The 15,758-nt window shown below is 59.5% G+C and carries 16 protein-coding genes; 4 read left to right on the top strand and 12 right to left on the bottom strand.

Going from position 1 to position 15,758, the window contains the following annotated elements:
* Positions 1–33 precede the first annotated feature (33 nt).
* Positions 34–357 carry a YnfA family protein gene (locus ASD46_RS02130; protein WP_025592925.1) on the top strand — a complete coding sequence of 108 codons (324 nt, stop codon included), beginning with the start codon at positions 34–36 and terminating at the stop codon, positions 355–357.
* 10 nt (positions 358–367) lie between these two features.
* Complete coding sequence (locus ASD46_RS02125; RefSeq protein WP_025592926.1) at positions 368–1,129, top strand: SOS response-associated peptidase; 762 nt, start codon at positions 368–370, stop codon at positions 1,127–1,129.
* A gap of 75 nt (positions 1,130–1,204) precedes the next feature.
* Here ASD46_RS02125 and ASD46_RS02120 read toward each other — a convergent pair whose 3' ends face one another.
* From ASD46_RS02120 to ASD46_RS02100, 6 genes are all read right to left on the bottom strand, one after another.
* Positions 1,205–2,497, bottom strand: coding sequence for a response regulator (locus tag ASD46_RS02120; RefSeq protein WP_025592928.1), 1,293 nt, complete (start codon positions 2,495–2,497; stop codon positions 1,205–1,207).
* 402 nt (positions 2,498–2,899) lie between these two features.
* Complete coding sequence (locus ASD46_RS27655) at positions 2,900–3,031, bottom strand: hypothetical protein (protein ID WP_003496883.1); 132 nt, start codon at positions 3,029–3,031, stop codon at positions 2,900–2,902.
* A gap of 172 nt (positions 3,032–3,203) precedes the next feature.
* Positions 3,204–4,073, bottom strand: coding sequence for a CDP-diacylglycerol--serine O-phosphatidyltransferase (gene pssA / locus ASD46_RS02115; protein WP_003512304.1), 870 nt, complete (start codon positions 4,071–4,073; stop codon positions 3,204–3,206).
* Positions 4,074–4,096: 23 nt separating this feature from the next.
* Positions 4,097–4,834, bottom strand: coding sequence for a phosphatidylserine decarboxylase (locus tag ASD46_RS02110; RefSeq protein ID WP_076844018.1), 738 nt, complete (start codon positions 4,832–4,834; stop codon positions 4,097–4,099).
* 125 nt (positions 4,835–4,959) lie between these two features.
* Entirely contained in the window at positions 4,960–6,846 is a 1,887-nt protein-coding gene (locus tag ASD46_RS02105; protein WP_025592930.1) for an ABCB family ABC transporter ATP-binding protein/permease, read from the bottom strand.
* Between the two features lie 109 nt (positions 6,847–6,955).
* Positions 6,956–8,959, bottom strand: coding sequence for a LysM peptidoglycan-binding domain-containing protein (locus ASD46_RS02100; protein ID WP_060641831.1), 2,004 nt, complete (start codon positions 8,957–8,959; stop codon positions 6,956–6,958).
* A gap of 156 nt (positions 8,960–9,115) precedes the next feature.
* Between ASD46_RS02100 and ASD46_RS02095 the strand changes: the two genes are divergently transcribed.
* A complete protein-coding gene (locus ASD46_RS02095; protein ID WP_025592935.1) occupies positions 9,116–9,736 on the top strand; it encodes a TIGR00730 family Rossman fold protein in 621 nt (206 codons plus the stop codon).
* Positions 9,737–9,931: 195 nt separating this feature from the next.
* A complete protein-coding gene (locus ASD46_RS02090) occupies positions 9,932–11,692 on the top strand; it encodes a peptidoglycan D,D-transpeptidase FtsI family protein (RefSeq protein ID WP_025592937.1) in 1,761 nt (586 codons plus the stop codon).
* A gap of 57 nt (positions 11,693–11,749) precedes the next feature.
* On the opposite strand, the gene rarD is transcribed toward ASD46_RS02090, so the two are convergent.
* The 6 genes from rarD to ASD46_RS02060 all read right to left on the bottom strand — a co-directional run bounded on the left by rarD (position 11,750) and on the right by ASD46_RS02060 (position 15,612).
* Positions 11,750–12,658 carry an EamA family transporter RarD gene (rarD, locus tag ASD46_RS02085; RefSeq protein WP_003512314.1) on the bottom strand — a complete coding sequence of 303 codons (909 nt, stop codon included), beginning with the start codon at positions 12,656–12,658 and terminating at the stop codon, positions 11,750–11,752.
* 215 nt (positions 12,659–12,873) lie between these two features.
* Complete coding sequence (gene pip, locus ASD46_RS02080) at positions 12,874–13,830, bottom strand: prolyl aminopeptidase (RefSeq protein WP_025592939.1); 957 nt, start codon at positions 13,828–13,830, stop codon at positions 12,874–12,876.
* Positions 13,831–13,833: 3 nt separating this feature from the next.
* Positions 13,834–14,313 carry a GFA family protein gene (locus ASD46_RS02075; protein ID WP_025592940.1) on the bottom strand — a complete coding sequence of 160 codons (480 nt, stop codon included), beginning with the start codon at positions 14,311–14,313 and terminating at the stop codon, positions 13,834–13,836.
* Positions 14,310–14,774 carry a GFA family protein gene (locus ASD46_RS02070; protein ID WP_003512324.1) on the bottom strand — a complete coding sequence of 155 codons (465 nt, stop codon included), beginning with the start codon at positions 14,772–14,774 and terminating at the stop codon, positions 14,310–14,312. The genes ASD46_RS02075 and ASD46_RS02070 overlap by 4 nt, the downstream gene beginning before the upstream one ends.
* Positions 14,771–15,247 carry a GFA family protein gene (locus ASD46_RS02065; protein WP_025592941.1) on the bottom strand — a complete coding sequence of 159 codons (477 nt, stop codon included), beginning with the start codon at positions 15,245–15,247 and terminating at the stop codon, positions 14,771–14,773. The genes ASD46_RS02070 and ASD46_RS02065 overlap by 4 nt, the downstream gene beginning before the upstream one ends.
* Positions 15,244–15,612: an endonuclease domain-containing protein gene (locus tag ASD46_RS02060; protein ID WP_025592943.1), complete on the bottom strand. Its 369-nt coding sequence runs from the start codon at positions 15,610–15,612 to the stop codon at positions 15,244–15,246. The genes ASD46_RS02065 and ASD46_RS02060 overlap by 4 nt, the downstream gene beginning before the upstream one ends.
* Between the last annotated feature and the right edge of the window lie 146 nt (positions 15,613–15,758).

Here is a 15,758-nt window from a genome sequence, read left to right as displayed (position 1 = left end):
ATCGGATCGATTGTGCACGCAGAAGACGGTGGAATGAAGGTCTATCTTATTTATGCCCTGGCGGCTGGTGCGGAAATCGCCGGTTGCTTTTCCTTCTGGGCCTGGCTGAAGCTTGGCAAGACGGGCTGGATATTGCTGCCAGGCATGCTGGCGCTCGCCGCTTTCGCCTGGGCTTTGACGCTGGTGCCGACCGAGACCGCGGGCAGGGCCTATGCCGCCTATGGCGGGATTTACATTGCCGCATCGCTTCTCTGGCTCTGGGGCGTTGAGGGGCAAGTACCGGATAGATGGGATATCGCTGGCGGTGCCGTCTGCCTCGCGGGCACGGCTATCATTTTATTCGGTCCCCGGGCCTGAGGAGCAGACGATGTGCGGACGTTTCGTGCTCAAAGCGACACCGGAAGAGATTGCCGATTATCTTGACCTGATCGGCCTTGAAGATTTTCCCGCGCGCTTCAACATCGCGCCCACACAGCCGATCCTGATCGTGCTGGAGGGTGAACGGCAGGAGCGCGGCAGTAACCTGCCCAACCGTCGGGCCATGCTGGTGCGCTGGGGTTTTCTGCCCGGCTGGGTCAAGGACCCGAAGGATTTCCCCCTGCTCATCAATGCGCGTTCGGAAACGGCCATCGGCAAGGCATCCTTTCGCGCCGCCATGCGCCATCGCCGCGTGCTGGTGCCTGCCACCGGCTTTTACGAATGGCGGCGCCCGCCGAAGGAGGAGGGCGGCAAGCCGCAGCCCTATTTCATCCGCCCGAAGAACGGCGGCATCGTCGCCTTTGCCGGCCTCATGGAGACGTGGTCTTCCGCTGACGGGTCCGAGGTCGATACCGGCGCAATCCTAACCACCGCTGCCAACGCCGCGATCGGCCGCATTCACGACCGTATGCCGGTGGTAATCGCGCCGGAGGATTTCAGCCGCTGGCTGGATTGCAAGACGCAGGAACCTCGTGAGGTGGCCGACCTGATGCGCCCGGTTCAGGATGATTTTTTCGAGATGATCCCGGTATCGGACAAGGTCAACAAGGTCGCCAATGTCGGCGCTGACCTTATCGAGCCGGTGCCGGAAAGCGCGCCGCTCGCGAAAATCAGGCTACCTAAGGATGATGGCCAGATGTCATTGTTCTGATGTGCTTGCTGGCATTCGAGGCTGGTCATCGCGGATCGACCCGGTCACTCCACAGTTGACCATCCTGCGCCCGTCTTACCCGTTCCGCCCGATTTTCTGCAGGCCTTCCTGGATCATGATGTCGGAATAGACGCGGTTGCGGCCGTTCGCCTTGGCGAGGTAGAGCAGCTGGTCTGCGGCATTGAGCTGATTGTCGAAGGGTTCGCCCTTTTCGATTTCCACGACACCGAGCGAAATCGTCAGCGCCAGGCTGCTGCCGCTCAGCTGGCGGCCGTTCTTTTCGACGGCGCCGCGCAGCTCCTCGCAGAATTGATAGGCGGCATGCGCATTGAGCCCGCGCAGGAACACGGCGAATTCCTCGCCGCCAAGGCGCGCGGGAATGTGGCGCTGCTCATGGCACATGTCGTGCAGCAGTTCGGCAAGCTTCTTCAGCGCCCTGTCGCCGGCATCATGCCCCAGCGTGTCGTTGATCTTCTTGAAATGGTCGATGTCGAGAATGGCGACTGCGCCGTTTTCGTCATTGTCGTTGATGACGTCCATCAGTGCCCGCGTACGCTCGAAGAAGGAGCGGCGGTTCGGCAATCCGGTCAGATGATCCCGCTCTGCCAGTTCACGCAGCCGTTTCAGCTGTTTCAGCGTTTCGATATTGTTGTCGATGCGGCACTGCAATTCTTCCGGCACGAAGGGACGGTAGACGAAATCCGATGCCCCGGCCTTGAGGAAGCTTGCCGAAAGCAGCCGGTCCGTGGAGGACGAGATGCCGATGACCCGCAGGTCTTCCGAGGAACGGCTGTCGCGGATGCGGCGCGTCAGCTCGTAGCCGTCCATGTCAGGCATATGGTAATCGGTGATGACAAGCTGAATCGATGGATCCTGCAACAGGATTTCCAGCGCCTGCTTGCCCGAATGGGCTTCGCTGACCCTGAAATTCTGCCGTTCGAGGATTTCCACGAGGCCGGAACGCGCCGTCCGCACGTCATCCACTACCAGCACGGAAAACAGTCTGTTGGTCAAAATCCGGTCGACCGTTTTCACCACGGCATCAACGGTGCGATGGCCATCCTTGACGATGTAGTCGATGATCTTCTTTTCGGCGTAGCGCTTGCGCGCCTCCTCATCCACCGTGGCGGTGAAGACGATCGCCGGCACCTTGTGGTCGGCAAGAAGTGCGAGAATTTCACCCTTCGGCGCATCGGGCAGATTGAGACCGGTGAGTGCCAGCGTGAAATCATGGGCGCGCAGCAGAATATCGGCCTGCGCCATGCTGTCACAATGGATCACTTCGGCTGGCGTTTCCTCCGAAAGCCGCGACTTCAGCAGCATGGAAAGAGCAACGGAATCTTCAATCAGAAGGATTTTATCCTGCATGCCGTATGAAGCCCCCCATGGCCCGTCTTCGTTGGTTTTCCCGCAACATCCGAATTGGTCCGATACCGCCTGTCAACGGCATCGAAAATCGGCCTTGTTCGCTGTAGCAGGAAGAATCGCTAAAGTAGAAATTTTTTTGATGCTCAGTAGTCGATGCGAGACTATCCGTACAGTCGTCCCGTGGAAGTCGAATACTTTACTTCGTTTTGGTTGCAGCTTCGTTACAGATCGGGAAGTTTTATAAAACAGGCCGGTTATGCGGTTCTCGCTGGGGGCCGCACAAATGGAGACGGCGCTAATATTAGCGCCGCACATTTAACCGGATGTTTTTTCGGATTGACCGTTACCATCGCAAAGTCTGCGAGGCCTTGGATGTTGTGCTTTCAAGAAAAGCGAATGTTTTCAAGCGGTTTTGGCGGCGGGCTTGCGCTTCAGCATCAGGGCTGCGGCCGCAACGGCCTTCAGTCCGAGCGGTCGGTAGTGGCTGTTGAGGTCGGGCTTCGCCTGCGGCTGTGCCTTCGTCTCGTTCGTCATTTCTCTTTCTCCACAATTCACGTCAATCGCCGTTTCGATACGTGTGAGCTACTTCTCTCGTGGGTAATCTTGACGGATTCGAGGCGAAAGAAAGCGAAGCCCGCTTTTCGGGCTGCGACATTTTGTGTCACGTCAAACGACGGCTCGGGGGAGAAAAATAATACCTGCGGTTTCAAATACCGCGATCGAGGCCGTTGCCGCCATTGGCGTCGTCATGCGCGTCTTCCTCAATCGTCAGCGTGCCATAACGGCGGTGCCAGAGGCGAGCGCTGATGGGGATGAACACGAGATAGGCAGCAACCGTCAGAACCAGTACCTCCCAGGTGAAGCTCATCAGCATTGCCACGTAAAGCACGACGACGAGGATCATCGGCAGCACCAGATCGCGGCGAATGCGGCTGGTACCTGACTTCCCCGACCAGACCGGCAGGCGGCTGATGAGAAGATAACCGATCAACACGGTGTAGGCGGCGGCGATATAGGCGAAGGGCTTGCCCGGCTCGACACCAAGGAAGCCGAGATAAACAGGCAGAAGCACCAGCATGGCGCCCATCGGGGCCGGAACGCCCACGAAAAATTCGTTCTGCCACGGCGCCTTCACCGGGCGCTCGATCATGACGTTGAAGCGCGCCAGACGAAGGCCTGCGGCAATCACGTAGATGAGGGCGGCGATCCAGCCTATCGAACGCGCCTGATCAAGCATATAGATATAGACGACGAGGGCAGGGGCGACACCGAAATTGACGATGTCGGCCAGACTATCCATCTGTTCGCCGAATTTGGATGTCGCTTTCATCATCCGGGCGATGCGCCCGTCGATGCCGTCGAGGAAGGCGGCAAGCAGCACCATGCCCACGGCCAGCTCGAACCGGCCTTCAATGGCAAGGCGCACGCCGCTCAGGCCCGCGCAGATGGCCAGAACGGTGATGAGGTTGGGTATTACGAGGCGAAAGGGAATTTCCCTCAGGCGCGGCCCACGGCCGCTGTCGTTGCGGCCCTCATGTTTTCCGTTCTGTTGCGGCTCCGAGATCGGCGTTTCCATGGCGCATGCCCTTCCTGTTTTCGTCAGCCGCGACGGCTAAGGACCGGACCCTTGGCGGAGCCGAACTCGGCCAGAACCGTTTCGCCGGCAATTGCCGTCTGGCCCACCGAAACGCGCGGCTGAAAACCTTCGGGAAGGAAGATATCGAGGCGCGAACCGAAACGGATAAGACCGAAACGCTCGCCGGCATCAACTGGTTCATTCGGCTTGACCCAGCAGACGATACGGCGGGCGACCATGCCGGCAATCTGCACCACGCCAACCTTGCCATGCGCTGTCTCGATGACGAGGCCGTTGCGCTCATTGTCTTCGGAGGCCTTGTCCACTTCCGCATTGAGGAAGAGGCCGGGGCGGTAGGCGACATTGACGATACGGCCGCGCACGGGCGCGCGGTTCACATGGCAGTTGAACACGTTCATGAACACCGAAATGCGCACCATCGGCTCCTTGCCGAGTTCCAGCTCCAGCGGCGGAACGACGGTCTGGATGGCGGACACCTTGCCATCGGCAGGGCTGATGATCAGGTCGTCATCCTGCGGCGTCACGCGCTCGGGGTCGCGGAAGAAGTAGGCGCACCAGGCCGTCAGCACCAGACCGACCCAGAACAGCGGTTCGGATATCCAGCCGAGCACCAGCGATGCGACGAAGAAGGCGGCCACGAAGACGTAGCCTTCCTTGTGGATCGGTACGATGGTGTTGCGAATGGTGTCGAACAGATTCATAAGTTTCCTTGCTCCGGTTTCCGCCTGCCGCGTCTGCATATGGTCGTGATACGACATCATCCATACGGGCATGCGACAAAGTTCGCTTAGCTGGTTACAGCCAAACTCCCCGCCCGGCAATGGTCCGGTTGGTGTGCCGCCCTGTTGTCAGGGGTTTATGCCCGTCAATGCGCGGGTTCGCCGCGGTCAACAACGCCAAGATCGTCGGTTTCGCGAACATGGCGCAGCATTTCCTCTGCGCGAATGGCTTCGCGCTGGCGGCTCCACATCGAGGCATAAAGCCCGTTCTGTGCCATCAGCGAGGCGTGGGTTCCGCGCTCGGCGATCAAACCTTCCTTCAGAACGATGATTTCATCAGCGCCGATGACGGTGGAGAGGCGGTGGGCGATGACCAGCGTCGTGCGGTTTTTCGAAACGATATCAAGCGCGCTCTGGATTTCCTGTTCCGTATGGGTGTCCAGCGCAGAGGTTGCTTCATCGAGAATGAGGATCGGCGGCGCTTTCAGAATGGTTCGGGCAATCGCCACGCGCTGCTTTTCGCCGCCGGAAAGTTTCAAGCCCCGTTCGCCAACCATGGTGGCGTAACCCTCCGGCAGTTTGCCTATGAAGGCGCTGATCTGGGCCGCATCCGCCGCTGCCGTGACCTCCTCGGTTGTTGCCGAAGGGCGTCCGTAACGGATGTTGTAGGCGAGCGTATCGTTGAACAGCACGGTATCCTGCGGCACCATGCCGATCATCGAGCGCAGGCTCTTTTGCGTCACGTCGCGAATGTCCTGCCCGTCGATGGTGACGGCGCCTTCCTGAATATCGTAGAAACGATAAAGCAACCGCGAGATCGTAGATTTTCCGGCACCCGAAGGACCGACGATCGCTACCGTCTTGCCCGCAGGCACATCGAAGGAAATGCCCTTCAGGATTGGTCTTTCCGGATCGTAGGCGAAATGCACGTCGCGAAAGGAAATGGCACCCGGTCCGGCCACAAGCGGCTTCGCATCCGCCCTGTCGGTAACCTCGGCCTCGACTTCGAGAAGTTCGAACATCTGTTCGATGTCGGTCAATCCCTGGCGAATTTCACGATAGACGAAACCGATGAAGTTCAGCGGTACCGAAAGCTGCAGCAGGAGCGCGTTGATGAACACGAAATCGCCGATGGTCTGCTCGCCGCGTTGCACGGCCATCGCCGACATCACCATCATGACAGTGGAGCCGATGCCGAAGATCACGCCCTGGCCGAAGTTCAGCCAGCCGAGCGACGTCCAGATCGAGATCGCCGATTTTTCGTAACGCTCCATCGCGACGTCAAAGCGCTTCGCCTCCATCTCCTCATTGCCGAAATATTTGACGGTTTCGAAGTTCAACAGTGAATCGATCGCCTTGGTGTTGGCGTCGGTATCGCTGTCGTTCATGGCGCGGCGAATGGAGATGCGCCAGTTGCTGGCCCGCACGGTGAACCAGATATAGGCCCACACGGTGACAACCGTGACCAGCACATAGGAAAAGCCGTAGGAGGTCCAGAAAATGATCGCCGTCAGCAGGAATTCGATGAAGGTCGGTGCGGTGTTGAGAATGGTGAAGCGGACAATGGTTTCGATGCCCTTGGTCCCACGCTCGATAACCCGTGAAAGCCCGCCTGTCTTGCGCTCCAGATGGAAACGCAGGGAAAGCCGGTGCATGTGCACAAAGGTTCGGTAGGCGAGCTGGCGCACGGCATGCTGGCCGACGCTGGCAAACAGCGAATCGCGCAGCTGGTTGAGCCCGACCTGTATCAGCCGCGTCAGATTATAGGCGATAACAAGCGCGACAGCACCGAGCAGGAAGGCCGGAACCAGCCCGACCATGTCCAGCTTGCCGTTCAGCGCATCCGTTGCCCATTTGAAGAAATAGGGAACGAGGATCAGCACCAGCTTGGCGATAACGAGAAACGCCGTCGCCCAGATTACCCGCATTTTCAGGTCAAGGCGGCCTTCCGGCCACATGTAGGGCCAGAGGTTGATGAGGGTCTGCGTGGGATTGCTGGAATCCGCCGAAATGGTTTTTTTCTTGGTGGCCATCATTTGCTCCGGGCACTGCCGGAAGCCGACAGCAGGGCGGCGGCTCTAGAAAGCCGCCGTGCTTGTCACAGGTAGGGTTGTTGCGGGGTCACCGCAATGTCTTGAACGATCAGGAACCGCTCTTCAGACGCTTGCGATGAAGTTCTTCCGCATTCGGCAGGGCCTTCTCCGGCACACCGAAAATCTGGCCGGGCTCGATCAGGTCAGGATTTTTGATCTGATCCTCGTTGGCGAGGTAGATCGTGGTGTAACGCACGCCCTGTCCGTAAACGCGACGGGAAATCTGCCACAGCGTATCGCCGCGGCGGATGATGACGCTGTTCTGGCTTTCGGCAAGCGGCGGCTGCTCGAAGGTCTGCGGACCGGCGGGCGCCTGCGGTGCAGGTGCGGGCGGGGCGATGATGTGGAGGTCGGCAAGGCGGCTTGCCAGCGTGGCGATACCCTTGCCGATCCCGGCAACGTCGTTCGGCCATGCCTCTACCGATGTCAGCAGCTGACGTGCCTTGGCGGCGATATCGCCGGCAAAGGCGGTAAAGGATGGCTCGGTGCCTGCGGCAGTGCGGAACTCGGAGAGCGACTTGAGGCCGATCACCACGGCGGAGCGGCCGGCAATGGCCTGGTCGAGCGCCGGTGTGGCCTGATCCTTGTAGAGATTGGACAGAATGCCGAAGGCCTTGGCGACATCCGTGCGCAGCTTTTCGAATGCAGCACGGTCGCTTGCCGTGCTCTGGTTTTCAGCGGGCGCGGTCGTCGTGGCGGCGGATGGCGTTGCGGACGGTGCCTGCATGGCGACGGTTGCCTGGTCGGTCTGCGGGCGCTCGAATGGAACGCGCACGCGGACCTTCACCGTGCCGTCGGCATTCAGCTCTTCGACAGTGATGATATGGCTGCCGACGGAAAGATCGACATTGCCCTCGATGACGAAATGGCCGGAGGCCTCCGTGGTGCTTTTGCCGATTTCCTTGTCGTCGACCAGCGCGCGCACGCTCGAAGCGGCAGGCGCGGAACCCGCAACGAAAATCTTCGAGCCTTCGAATTCGACGGCTGTTACCTGAACGGTCGAAGTCAACGGAGCTGCGGCAGCGGACGGAGCCGGGGTACCAGCGGCAGGCGCGGGCGTCGTGGTGGCGGCAGGTGTTGCCGACTGACCCGGTTGCGCGGCTTGCGGGGGCTGGAGTGCTGAAGGTGCCGCCTCCGGCATTGCCAGCACGCGGCTTGCTTCACCGGGCTTGGACACCATTGCCAAGAGTTCGCCCGCCTTGCCGTTGGGCACGGAAACGGTTGCGACTTCTTCGGATTGCGTTGCCTTGCCGCTGGCGTCGGTCGAGCGCAGCACCAGCTCATGGTCGCCCGGTGGCAGGGGATTGTCAAAAACGGCGGCGAAATCGCCCGATCCGTCGATGGTCGTCTGCGCGATCACCTTGCCGTTGCTGAGAATTTCAAGCTTGGAGCCGGGCTGTGCCTTGCCTGCGACCACAGCCGAACCATCGGGCTCGACGCGAAGCACGTCAAAGGTCGGTGCGCCCGATGTGGACTGCGCTGCATCGGCGGCAGGAGCGGCGGGTTGGGGCTGCTGTGCAGCGCCATCGTCGGTGCCGGTGAAGACGCCCGCCAGACGGCGAACCTGTGCTGCCGCCGCCGCTGCACTATCCGGCAGACCGCGCAGGAAAGCGGTGGTGCGTTCGGCCGCAGTGCGCGCCGTGGTGATGAGGCGCGACGTCGTTTCATCCAGCGTCTCGGGAATTTCGATATTGGTCAGTTCCTTGAGCGATGCCTCGACCTTCTTGCGTGCTGCCGCAAAGTCGGCGTCGGACGGAACCTTGCTATCGGCGAAAAGCGTGGTCAAATCCTTGATCGACTGGGTTGCGGAAGCCGCGAGGCGCCCGACCTTGTCGGCGATATTGGCGGTCTCCTGAGCGGCGTCGGACAGGATGTCGCCCGCCTTGTCGCTGCCCATTTCAACGCTGTTCTTCACCGCGTTGCCCGCTTCGTTGATGGCATCGCCGATGGGTTTGCCGTCATTGGAAATTCTAGGCAGGACGAAAAAGATCATGAGCAGGGACGCGATGCCCAGCACGATCAGTGCCAGCAAACCGGCTTTATTGTTTTTCATCCTGGAATCTCCGGGTATTGTAAGCTTTTTACACGAGTTGAGATTGCTAGCGTCTTACCTTGCCCCAGACAAGCGGCGTGGCCGTAAAAGGCCATATTTGCAAGGGATTTCCCAAATTTTCTTGACGTGTCGCATCCGGCATAGTTCCTTCCCATCATGACGGACAAAAATACAGCGATTCGATCCATCTGCGTTTATTGCGGCTCCCAGCCCGGACGTGACCCGGCTCACATGGAAGCAGGCCGCGCGCTTGGGAAATCCATTGCCGAAAACGGCATTCGCCTGGTCTATGGCGGTGGCACCAAGGGCATCATGGGCGCGGTCGCCAGCGGCGTTCTTTCCAACGGCGGCGAAGTAACTGGTATCATACCGGAATTTCTGGTCGATATGGAGGCTACACGCCATTCTCTCGGACAATTGAACGAGCTTATCGTCACCAAGGACATGCATGAGCGCAAACATATGATGTTTGAGCGCTCGGATGCTTTCGTAACGCTGCCGGGGGGCGTCGGCACGCTGGAAGAGATCGTCGAAATCATGACCTGGGCGCAGCTCGGCCGTCACGCCAAGCCGATTGTCTTCGCCAATATCAACGGCTTCTGGAACCCGATGCTGGAACTCGTGCAGCACATGCGCGATGAGGGTTTCATCCATCGCGCCCATCTTCTGAACCCGCTGGTCATCGATGAGGTCAAGGACATCGTGCCCGCCATCATCGACCGGGCGCTTGCGCAGCAGAACCCGGAAGGCGACCCTTCGGTAATTTCCCGTCTCTAGGCATCGAATAAATGTTAACGGGCGGCCACGCGGTTCGTTACAATTTTAAGTGTATATTAATAGAGATTTGACTGCGGCATCGCCCCGCCCGCTGTTTTCATGGCTCCGCGCCCGATCCTGTGCCAGCGTCTACAAGGCGTAGGCTGAGCGCGGAATTTTATTTTTCGCCGCCATGATAGCGGGGCTCATTGGGGAATGATTGCTTTTTTGGTGCGGCTGAAAAGCCGGACGCATTTTATTATTCAGAGAAGTCCGTTTCAGGGTAGGGATGCGATCCTCGGTTCCGCTGCCCGCCGCCGGGTGGACGCGAAAAAGCGGCTTGGAATATTGATCGCCGTCTTTGCCGTTATCTATGGCGTCGTTGCAGCACGGCTTGTCCAATACGGCCTTGCCGAACCCATTTCGACCGCATGGATCAATACCGGCGCCACCACAGTCGCCTCCCGTCCCGATATCCTCGACCGCAACGGCACGCTGCTCGCGACGGATCTCAACATGGTGTCGCTTTATGCGGATCCGCGCCGGGTCGTGGACGCGGATGAGGTTGTCGAGAAGCTCGCAACCGTCATCCCCAATCTCGACTGGCGCGAGACGCACCGCAGATTGCGCTCGGACACCGGCTTTCAATGGCTGCGGCGCCAGCTGACGCCGCGCCAGCAGGCCGATATTCTCAACCTCGGCATCCCCGGCATCGGTTTCCGGCCGGAGAAACGGCGCTTTTATCCGGGTGGCCCCGCAGCCTCCCATATCATCGGCCACGTCAATGTCGACAATCAGGGCCTTGCGGGGATGGAACGTTATCTCGACCAGCAGGGACTGGCCGACTTGCGCGCGACCGGCCTTGCCAGCGGTGCACCGCTGGAGCCGGTGAGGTTGTCGATCGATCTGCGGGTGCAGAACATCGTGCGTGAGGTCGTGCTCAAGGCGAAAACCGCCTATCAGGCGGAGGCTGCCGGTTCAGTGATACTGGATGTGGAGACGGGCGAGGTGCTGGCCATGGCGTCGGTGCCGGATTACGACCCGAACGAGCCTTCCCGCACCCTTGCCGATGGCAGCATCGACAGGGAGTATGAAAAGGGCTGGTTCAACCGCATGAGCAATGCGACCTTCGAGATGGGATCCACCTTCAAGAGCTTCACACTTGCCATGGGACTGGATGCAGGTGCCATAACGCTCAACTCGGTAGTTGACGCGTCGCGACCCATCCGCATGGGAGGCTTCACAATCAAGGATTTCAAGGGCCGGAACCGCCCGCTGTCGATCCCGGAAGTGTTTCAATATTCATCGAATATCGGCACGGCGGCCGTCGCCGACAAGGTCGGGGTCGAAGGCCACCAGCAGTTCCTGACGAAACTGGGACTTCTCTCCAGAATGGACACGGAAATGCCTGGCGTTGCCACGCCCACCCAGCCGAGAACATGGAAGAAGATCAATTCCGTCACCATTTCCTTCGGCCATGGCGTTGCCACTACGCCTTTGCAGACGGCGGTGGCAGCAGCTGCGCTCATCAATGGCGGCAGCCTTATTTCGCCGACCTTCCTGCCGCGTTCCCGAGAGGATGCGGCAGTGCTTTCTCGCACCGTCATCAACGGAAAGACGAGCGCCGATATGCGTTACCTTTTCAACTGGAACGGCATCAAAGGGTCGGGCAGGGGTGCGCAGGTGGAAGGATTTCACGTTGGCGGCAAGACCGGAACCGCCGACAAGGTCATCAATGGCCGTTATGCCAAGGATATCAATTTCAACGCCTTCGTTGCCGGTTTTCCGATGCACAAGCCAAAATATGTCGTGCTGACGATGATCGACGCGCCCAGGACCGGCGTGAACGGAGGACGCACGGCTGCCTCGACGGCCGCACCCATGACCCGCGAAATCATCACCCAGACGGCTGGACTTCTCGGCGTCAAGCCGCGCTTCGGCTATGACGCGACACCGCAATTGCTGGTCGATTATTAAAGACCCGCATTCCCGTTACAGATACGGGAATGTGGAGAGGTGGCATGACGCGGAAGGTTATCGCTTCAGCCGCATCAGGCTAGATGCGGTATAGATCGCCAGCGCCACCCAGATCATTGCAAAGGCCGCCATCCGCACCATGTCGAACGGTTCCTTGAAGATGAAGATGGCGATGAGGAAGATCATCGTCGGAGCGATATATTGCATGATGCCGATGGTCGACAGCCGCAGAAGCTTTGCACCATTGCCGTAAAGAATGAGCGGAACGGCGGTGACGATGCCGCTGGCCGCAAGCAGCCAGGTGTCGGTCGCATTGCCGGCCATGAAATGCGCCTGTCCGCTAATGGCAAGCCAGGCTAGCACCAGCACGGCCGGAACGGAAAGAAGCATGACTTCAAGCAGGAAGCCCTGTGTGGCGCCGATTGGCAGCGTCTTGCGGAAGAAGGCGTAGAAACCCCAGGACACGGTGAGCGCAATGGAAACCCATGGCAGGCTGCCCGCATGCCAGGTGAGGATCGCAACGGCCAGCCCCACGAGGCCGATGGCGGCGATCTGCGCCGGATAAAGCTTTTCCTTGAGCAGTACCGCGCCGAGGAAGATGCTGAACAGCGGATTGATAAAATAGCCGAGCGCGGCATCGAGTGCGCGGCCCGCGCCGATCGCCCAGATATAGATGCCCCAGTTGATGCTGATGAGCGCGGCCGTGAGGCTTGCCATGGCGAGCATTTTAGGGGTTTTCAGCGCAGTGCGGATTTCCGCCGTGCGACCGAGAGCGATGAGGACGGCGGCGCCGATCGGCACTGACCAGATGACGCGGTGCACGATGACCTCTATCGGCGAAATATGCGCAACCGCCTTCATGTAGATGGGAAGGAATCCCCACAGCAGATATGCGGAGAGCGCGAAAGCAAAACCGCGTGCGCTATCGCCGCCCTCTTGGGCCGGAAGCGTTTTATCGAGTGCCATGGGAGTACCGCCAATTATTAGGGATTGCCCTTCATAACGGATCGGCGTAGCGCGGGCCAATTCATTTCCGTGAAGCGTTCATGAGAAAAACTGCATGAATAAAAGGCGATTTGCTCTTGAAACAGGCGACTTTGCGATCGGAGGGATGATCCACGCACGAAAATCTGCGTGAATCATTGTCTCATCAGGCCGCTTCAAGCATCTGAAAGGCCTGCCTATTTCCCCCCGAAACGATCGGTTGCGCGGATCAGCTGGTCAAGAATACCGGGTTCGCTCAGGGCATGCCCGGCTGCCTCGACAATATGGAAATCCGCCTTCGGCCAGGCCTTGGCAAGCTGCCAGGCATATTTCAGCGGGCAGGGCATATCGTAACGCCCGTGCACGATGACGCCCGGAATATCGCGAAGCTTGCCTGCATCGCGCAGCAATTGCCCTTCCTCCAGCCAGCCGCCATTGACGAAGAAGTGGTTCTCGATGCGTGCGAAGGCGATGGCGTATTTATCCTCGCCGAAATCCTCGACGCGCGCCGGATCGGTAACAAGGGCGATGGTTGCGCCTTCCCACTGGCTCCATGCTCGCGCGCATTCGAGCTTCTTGGCTTCGTCCGTACCGGTGAGATAGCGATTATAGGCCTGCATCATCTCGCCGCGCTCGGCTTCAGGAATTGGCGCTATGAAGTTTTCCCAGCGATCGGGATACATTTCAGAAACGCCGAACTGGTAATACCAGTCCAGTTCCGGCCTGGTGACCGTGTAGATGCCGCGCAGCACCAGTTCGCTCACGCGTTCGGGATGAGTCTCGGCATAGGCGAGCGCCAGCGTCGAGCCCCAGGAGCCGCCGAAAACCAGCCATTTTTCAAAGCCGCACAGCGCACGGAGCCTTTCAATGTCGTCAACCAGATGCCAGGTGGTGTTGGCTTCCAGTTCCGCATGCGGCGTGGAGCGACCGCAGCCGCGCTGATCGAACAGGATGACGTCGTAAAGTGCCGGGTCGAAAACGCGGCGATGCGTGGGGTTTACCCCGCCGCCCGGACCGCCATGCAGGAAAACCGCCGGTTTCGCACCGCGTGTACCAACCCGCTCCCAATAGATCGTGTGCCCATCGCCGACATCGAGCATGCCGCTCTCGAAGGGTTCGATCTCGGGATAGAAGCTGCGCAATTCTTCGGTCATGTCTTACTTTCCTTCAGGTGGCCATTCGGCCGTGTCACGATCCGGGTGTTGCCGGTTGTTGACCGGTAGCCGGTTTTCATCCGGCGCAGCTTCCGGCTCGACCGGCAAGCCGTCAAGCTCCCCGAACCAATGCATTTTGCTGTCGAGATTTGATTGCGCCTCGGGCTTTATCAGCTCCGGCTCGTCCAGCGAACCAAGCGTGATGTTGATGAAATCGGCGTCCGGCATGTCATAGAAAAGCGGCGTGCCGCACCGTGCGCAAAAACCGCGCCGCACGTGATCGGACGACTGGAACCACGAAGCCTCGCCACGGGTCATTTCAAACTTCGCGCGGGTACTTGCTGCAAGCGGCATGAAATAGTTGCCCGATGCCTTCTGGCACATGCGGCAATGACACAGATGCGGATAGCGCAACCCGCCATCGATCCGGTAACGCACGGCGCCACACTGGCATCCGCCGCTGAAGCTTTCTGAACCGTTCATGCGCGGTCGTCTTCCGGCGGCCAGACCTTGGTGTCGTGGTCCGGGTGTTGGAAGGAGGTGATATCAGCCTCATCGACGCTCTGCTCGATTGCAGGTTTTGAAAACAGCTGCTCGATCCAGGGCATGCGCTTGTGGATATTGACCTGCACCTGCGGTTCGATCCGCTCCGGATGATCGAAAGCGCCAATCGCGATCTCTACGCCGCCAGGATAATGATAGGTCAGCGGCGTGCCGCATTTGTTGCAGAAGCCGCGATGGATTTTTGCAGATGAACGGAAGAGGGAAGGCTGGCCGCGCGTCCATGTCAGATGCGCCTGATCAGCGGTGACGAGTGCACCGAAGAAATTGCCGAAATGCTTCTGGCACATGCGGCAATGGCAAATGGAGGGGCGACCGATCTTGCCCGCATGAAACCGCACGGCGCCGCACTGGCAGCCGCCGGAAAAGCCTGTTTCGCTCATCGTTTACTCTCCGGGGGCCAGCTCTCGGTGTCATGGTCGGGGTGCTGGTAGGAAACGAGGTTGGTCAGATAGTCGACCGAGGTCAGATCGTCTTCCGTTGGGACGGCGGGTAGCGTGTGGATGCTGTCGACGAAATCGATTTTGCGTTCCACGCCCCACTGAATGGTGGGCGGCAAGGCGGCGGGATCGTCGAAAGCACCGGCCGCAACCGCCATGCCATCCGGCGCCTCATAGGTCAGCGGCGTGCCGCATTCGGGGCAGAAGCCGCGCTTGACGACGCTGGAGGACTGAAAACGTTTCGGCTCCCCCCGCGTCCATTCGAAATTGACGCCGCGCACGGAAACCAGCGGCGCATAATAGGCCCCAAAAGCCTTCTGGCACATGCGGCAATGACAGATGGAACTGTCCTTGAGATCGCCGGTCGCGCGGAACCGGATCGCGCCGCACTGGCATCCGCCGGTGTAGGTGGTCATGGTTGGCTCTCCTTCACCGTTCGGATAATGTGGAGACAGACATTGTCGATGTCTTTCAGGATATCCTCGTTCCAGAAACGGAGGACTGTCCAGCCGTCTTCCTGAAGCCGCGCAGTTCGTTCTTGATCGTATTGTAGCGCCGCCTCGGTTGTATGTTGGGAGCCATCGATCTCGATAATCAGGCGATGATCCGAACATGCGAAATCGACGATAAAACCGGCAATCGGCATTTGTCTGCGGAAACTAAACCCCTCGAGGCGATGCGCGCGAATAGCATTCCAGAGCTTCAGTTCGGCATCCGTCATTACTTTCCGCATCTGCTTCGCATATTTGCGATGCATCGGGTCTACGTCCGCGTGTAGCATCATTGGTTCGCCAGTTAGCTGCTTTACCTCAGATTGGTTGAGGTAACTCAAAACCGCAAGCGGATTGTGGTGACCGTCGGCCCCCCTCTGCCCTGCCGGGCATCTCCCCCACAGGTGGGGAGATCAATCGCGGTTATCGCTCGCCC

This window comes from Rhizobium sp. Root491 (assembly GCF_001427205.1).
Lineage (GTDB): Bacteria > Pseudomonadota > Alphaproteobacteria > Rhizobiales > Rhizobiaceae > Agrobacterium > Agrobacterium tumefaciens.
The sequence above is the reverse complement of the archived record's forward strand: the minus strand, read 5'-3'. Positions and strand labels throughout refer to the sequence as shown.

What these genes read in the sequence shown, in the direction of transcription:
- ASD46_RS02130 (WP_025592925.1), top strand. Translation starts at nt 34, where the DNA reads ATGAAGGTCTATCTTATTTATGCCCTGGCGGCTGGTGCGGAAATCGCC.
- ASD46_RS02125 (WP_025592926.1), top strand. Translation starts at nt 368, where the DNA reads ATGTGCGGACGTTTCGTGCTCAAAGCGACACCGGAAGAGATTGCCGAT.
- ASD46_RS02120 (WP_025592928.1), bottom strand. Translation starts at nt 2,497, where the DNA reads ATGCAGGATAAAATCCTTCTGATTGAAGATTCCGTTGCTCTTTCCATG.
- ASD46_RS27655 (WP_003496883.1), bottom strand. Translation starts at nt 3,031, where the DNA reads ATGACGAACGAGACGAAGGCACAGCCGCAGGCGAAGCCCGACCTCAAC.
- pssA (WP_003512304.1), bottom strand. Translation starts at nt 4,073, where the DNA reads ATGGAAACGCCGATCTCGGAGCCGCAACAGAACGGAAAACATGAGGGC.
- ASD46_RS02110 (WP_076844018.1), bottom strand. Translation starts at nt 4,834, where the DNA reads ATGCAGACGCGGCAGGCGGAAACCGGAGCAAGGAAACTTATGAATCTG.
- ASD46_RS02105 (WP_025592930.1), bottom strand. Translation starts at nt 6,846, where the DNA reads ATGGCCACCAAGAAAAAAACCATTTCGGCGGATTCCAGCAATCCCACG.
- ASD46_RS02100 (WP_060641831.1), bottom strand. Translation starts at nt 8,959, where the DNA reads ATGAAAAACAATAAAGCCGGTTTGCTGGCACTGATCGTGCTGGGCATC.
- ASD46_RS02095 (WP_025592935.1), top strand. Translation starts at nt 9,116, where the DNA reads ATGACGGACAAAAATACAGCGATTCGATCCATCTGCGTTTATTGCGGC.
- ASD46_RS02090 (WP_025592937.1), top strand. Translation starts at nt 9,932, where the DNA reads ATGATTGCTTTTTTGGTGCGGCTGAAAAGCCGGACGCATTTTATTATT.
- rarD (WP_003512314.1), bottom strand. Translation starts at nt 12,658, where the DNA reads ATGGCACTCGATAAAACGCTTCCGGCCCAAGAGGGCGGCGATAGCGCA.
- pip (WP_025592939.1), bottom strand. Translation starts at nt 13,830, where the DNA reads ATGACCGAAGAATTGCGCAGCTTCTATCCCGAGATCGAACCCTTCGAG.
- ASD46_RS02075 (WP_025592940.1), bottom strand. Translation starts at nt 14,313, where the DNA reads ATGAACGGTTCAGAAAGCTTCAGCGGCGGATGCCAGTGTGGCGCCGTG.
- ASD46_RS02070 (WP_003512324.1), bottom strand. Translation starts at nt 14,774, where the DNA reads ATGAGCGAAACAGGCTTTTCCGGCGGCTGCCAGTGCGGCGCCGTGCGG.
- ASD46_RS02065 (WP_025592941.1), bottom strand. Translation starts at nt 15,247, where the DNA reads ATGACCACCTACACCGGCGGATGCCAGTGCGGCGCGATCCGGTTCCGC.
- ASD46_RS02060 (WP_025592943.1), bottom strand. Translation starts at nt 15,612, where the DNA reads ATGCTACACGCGGACGTAGACCCGATGCATCGCAAATATGCGAAGCAG.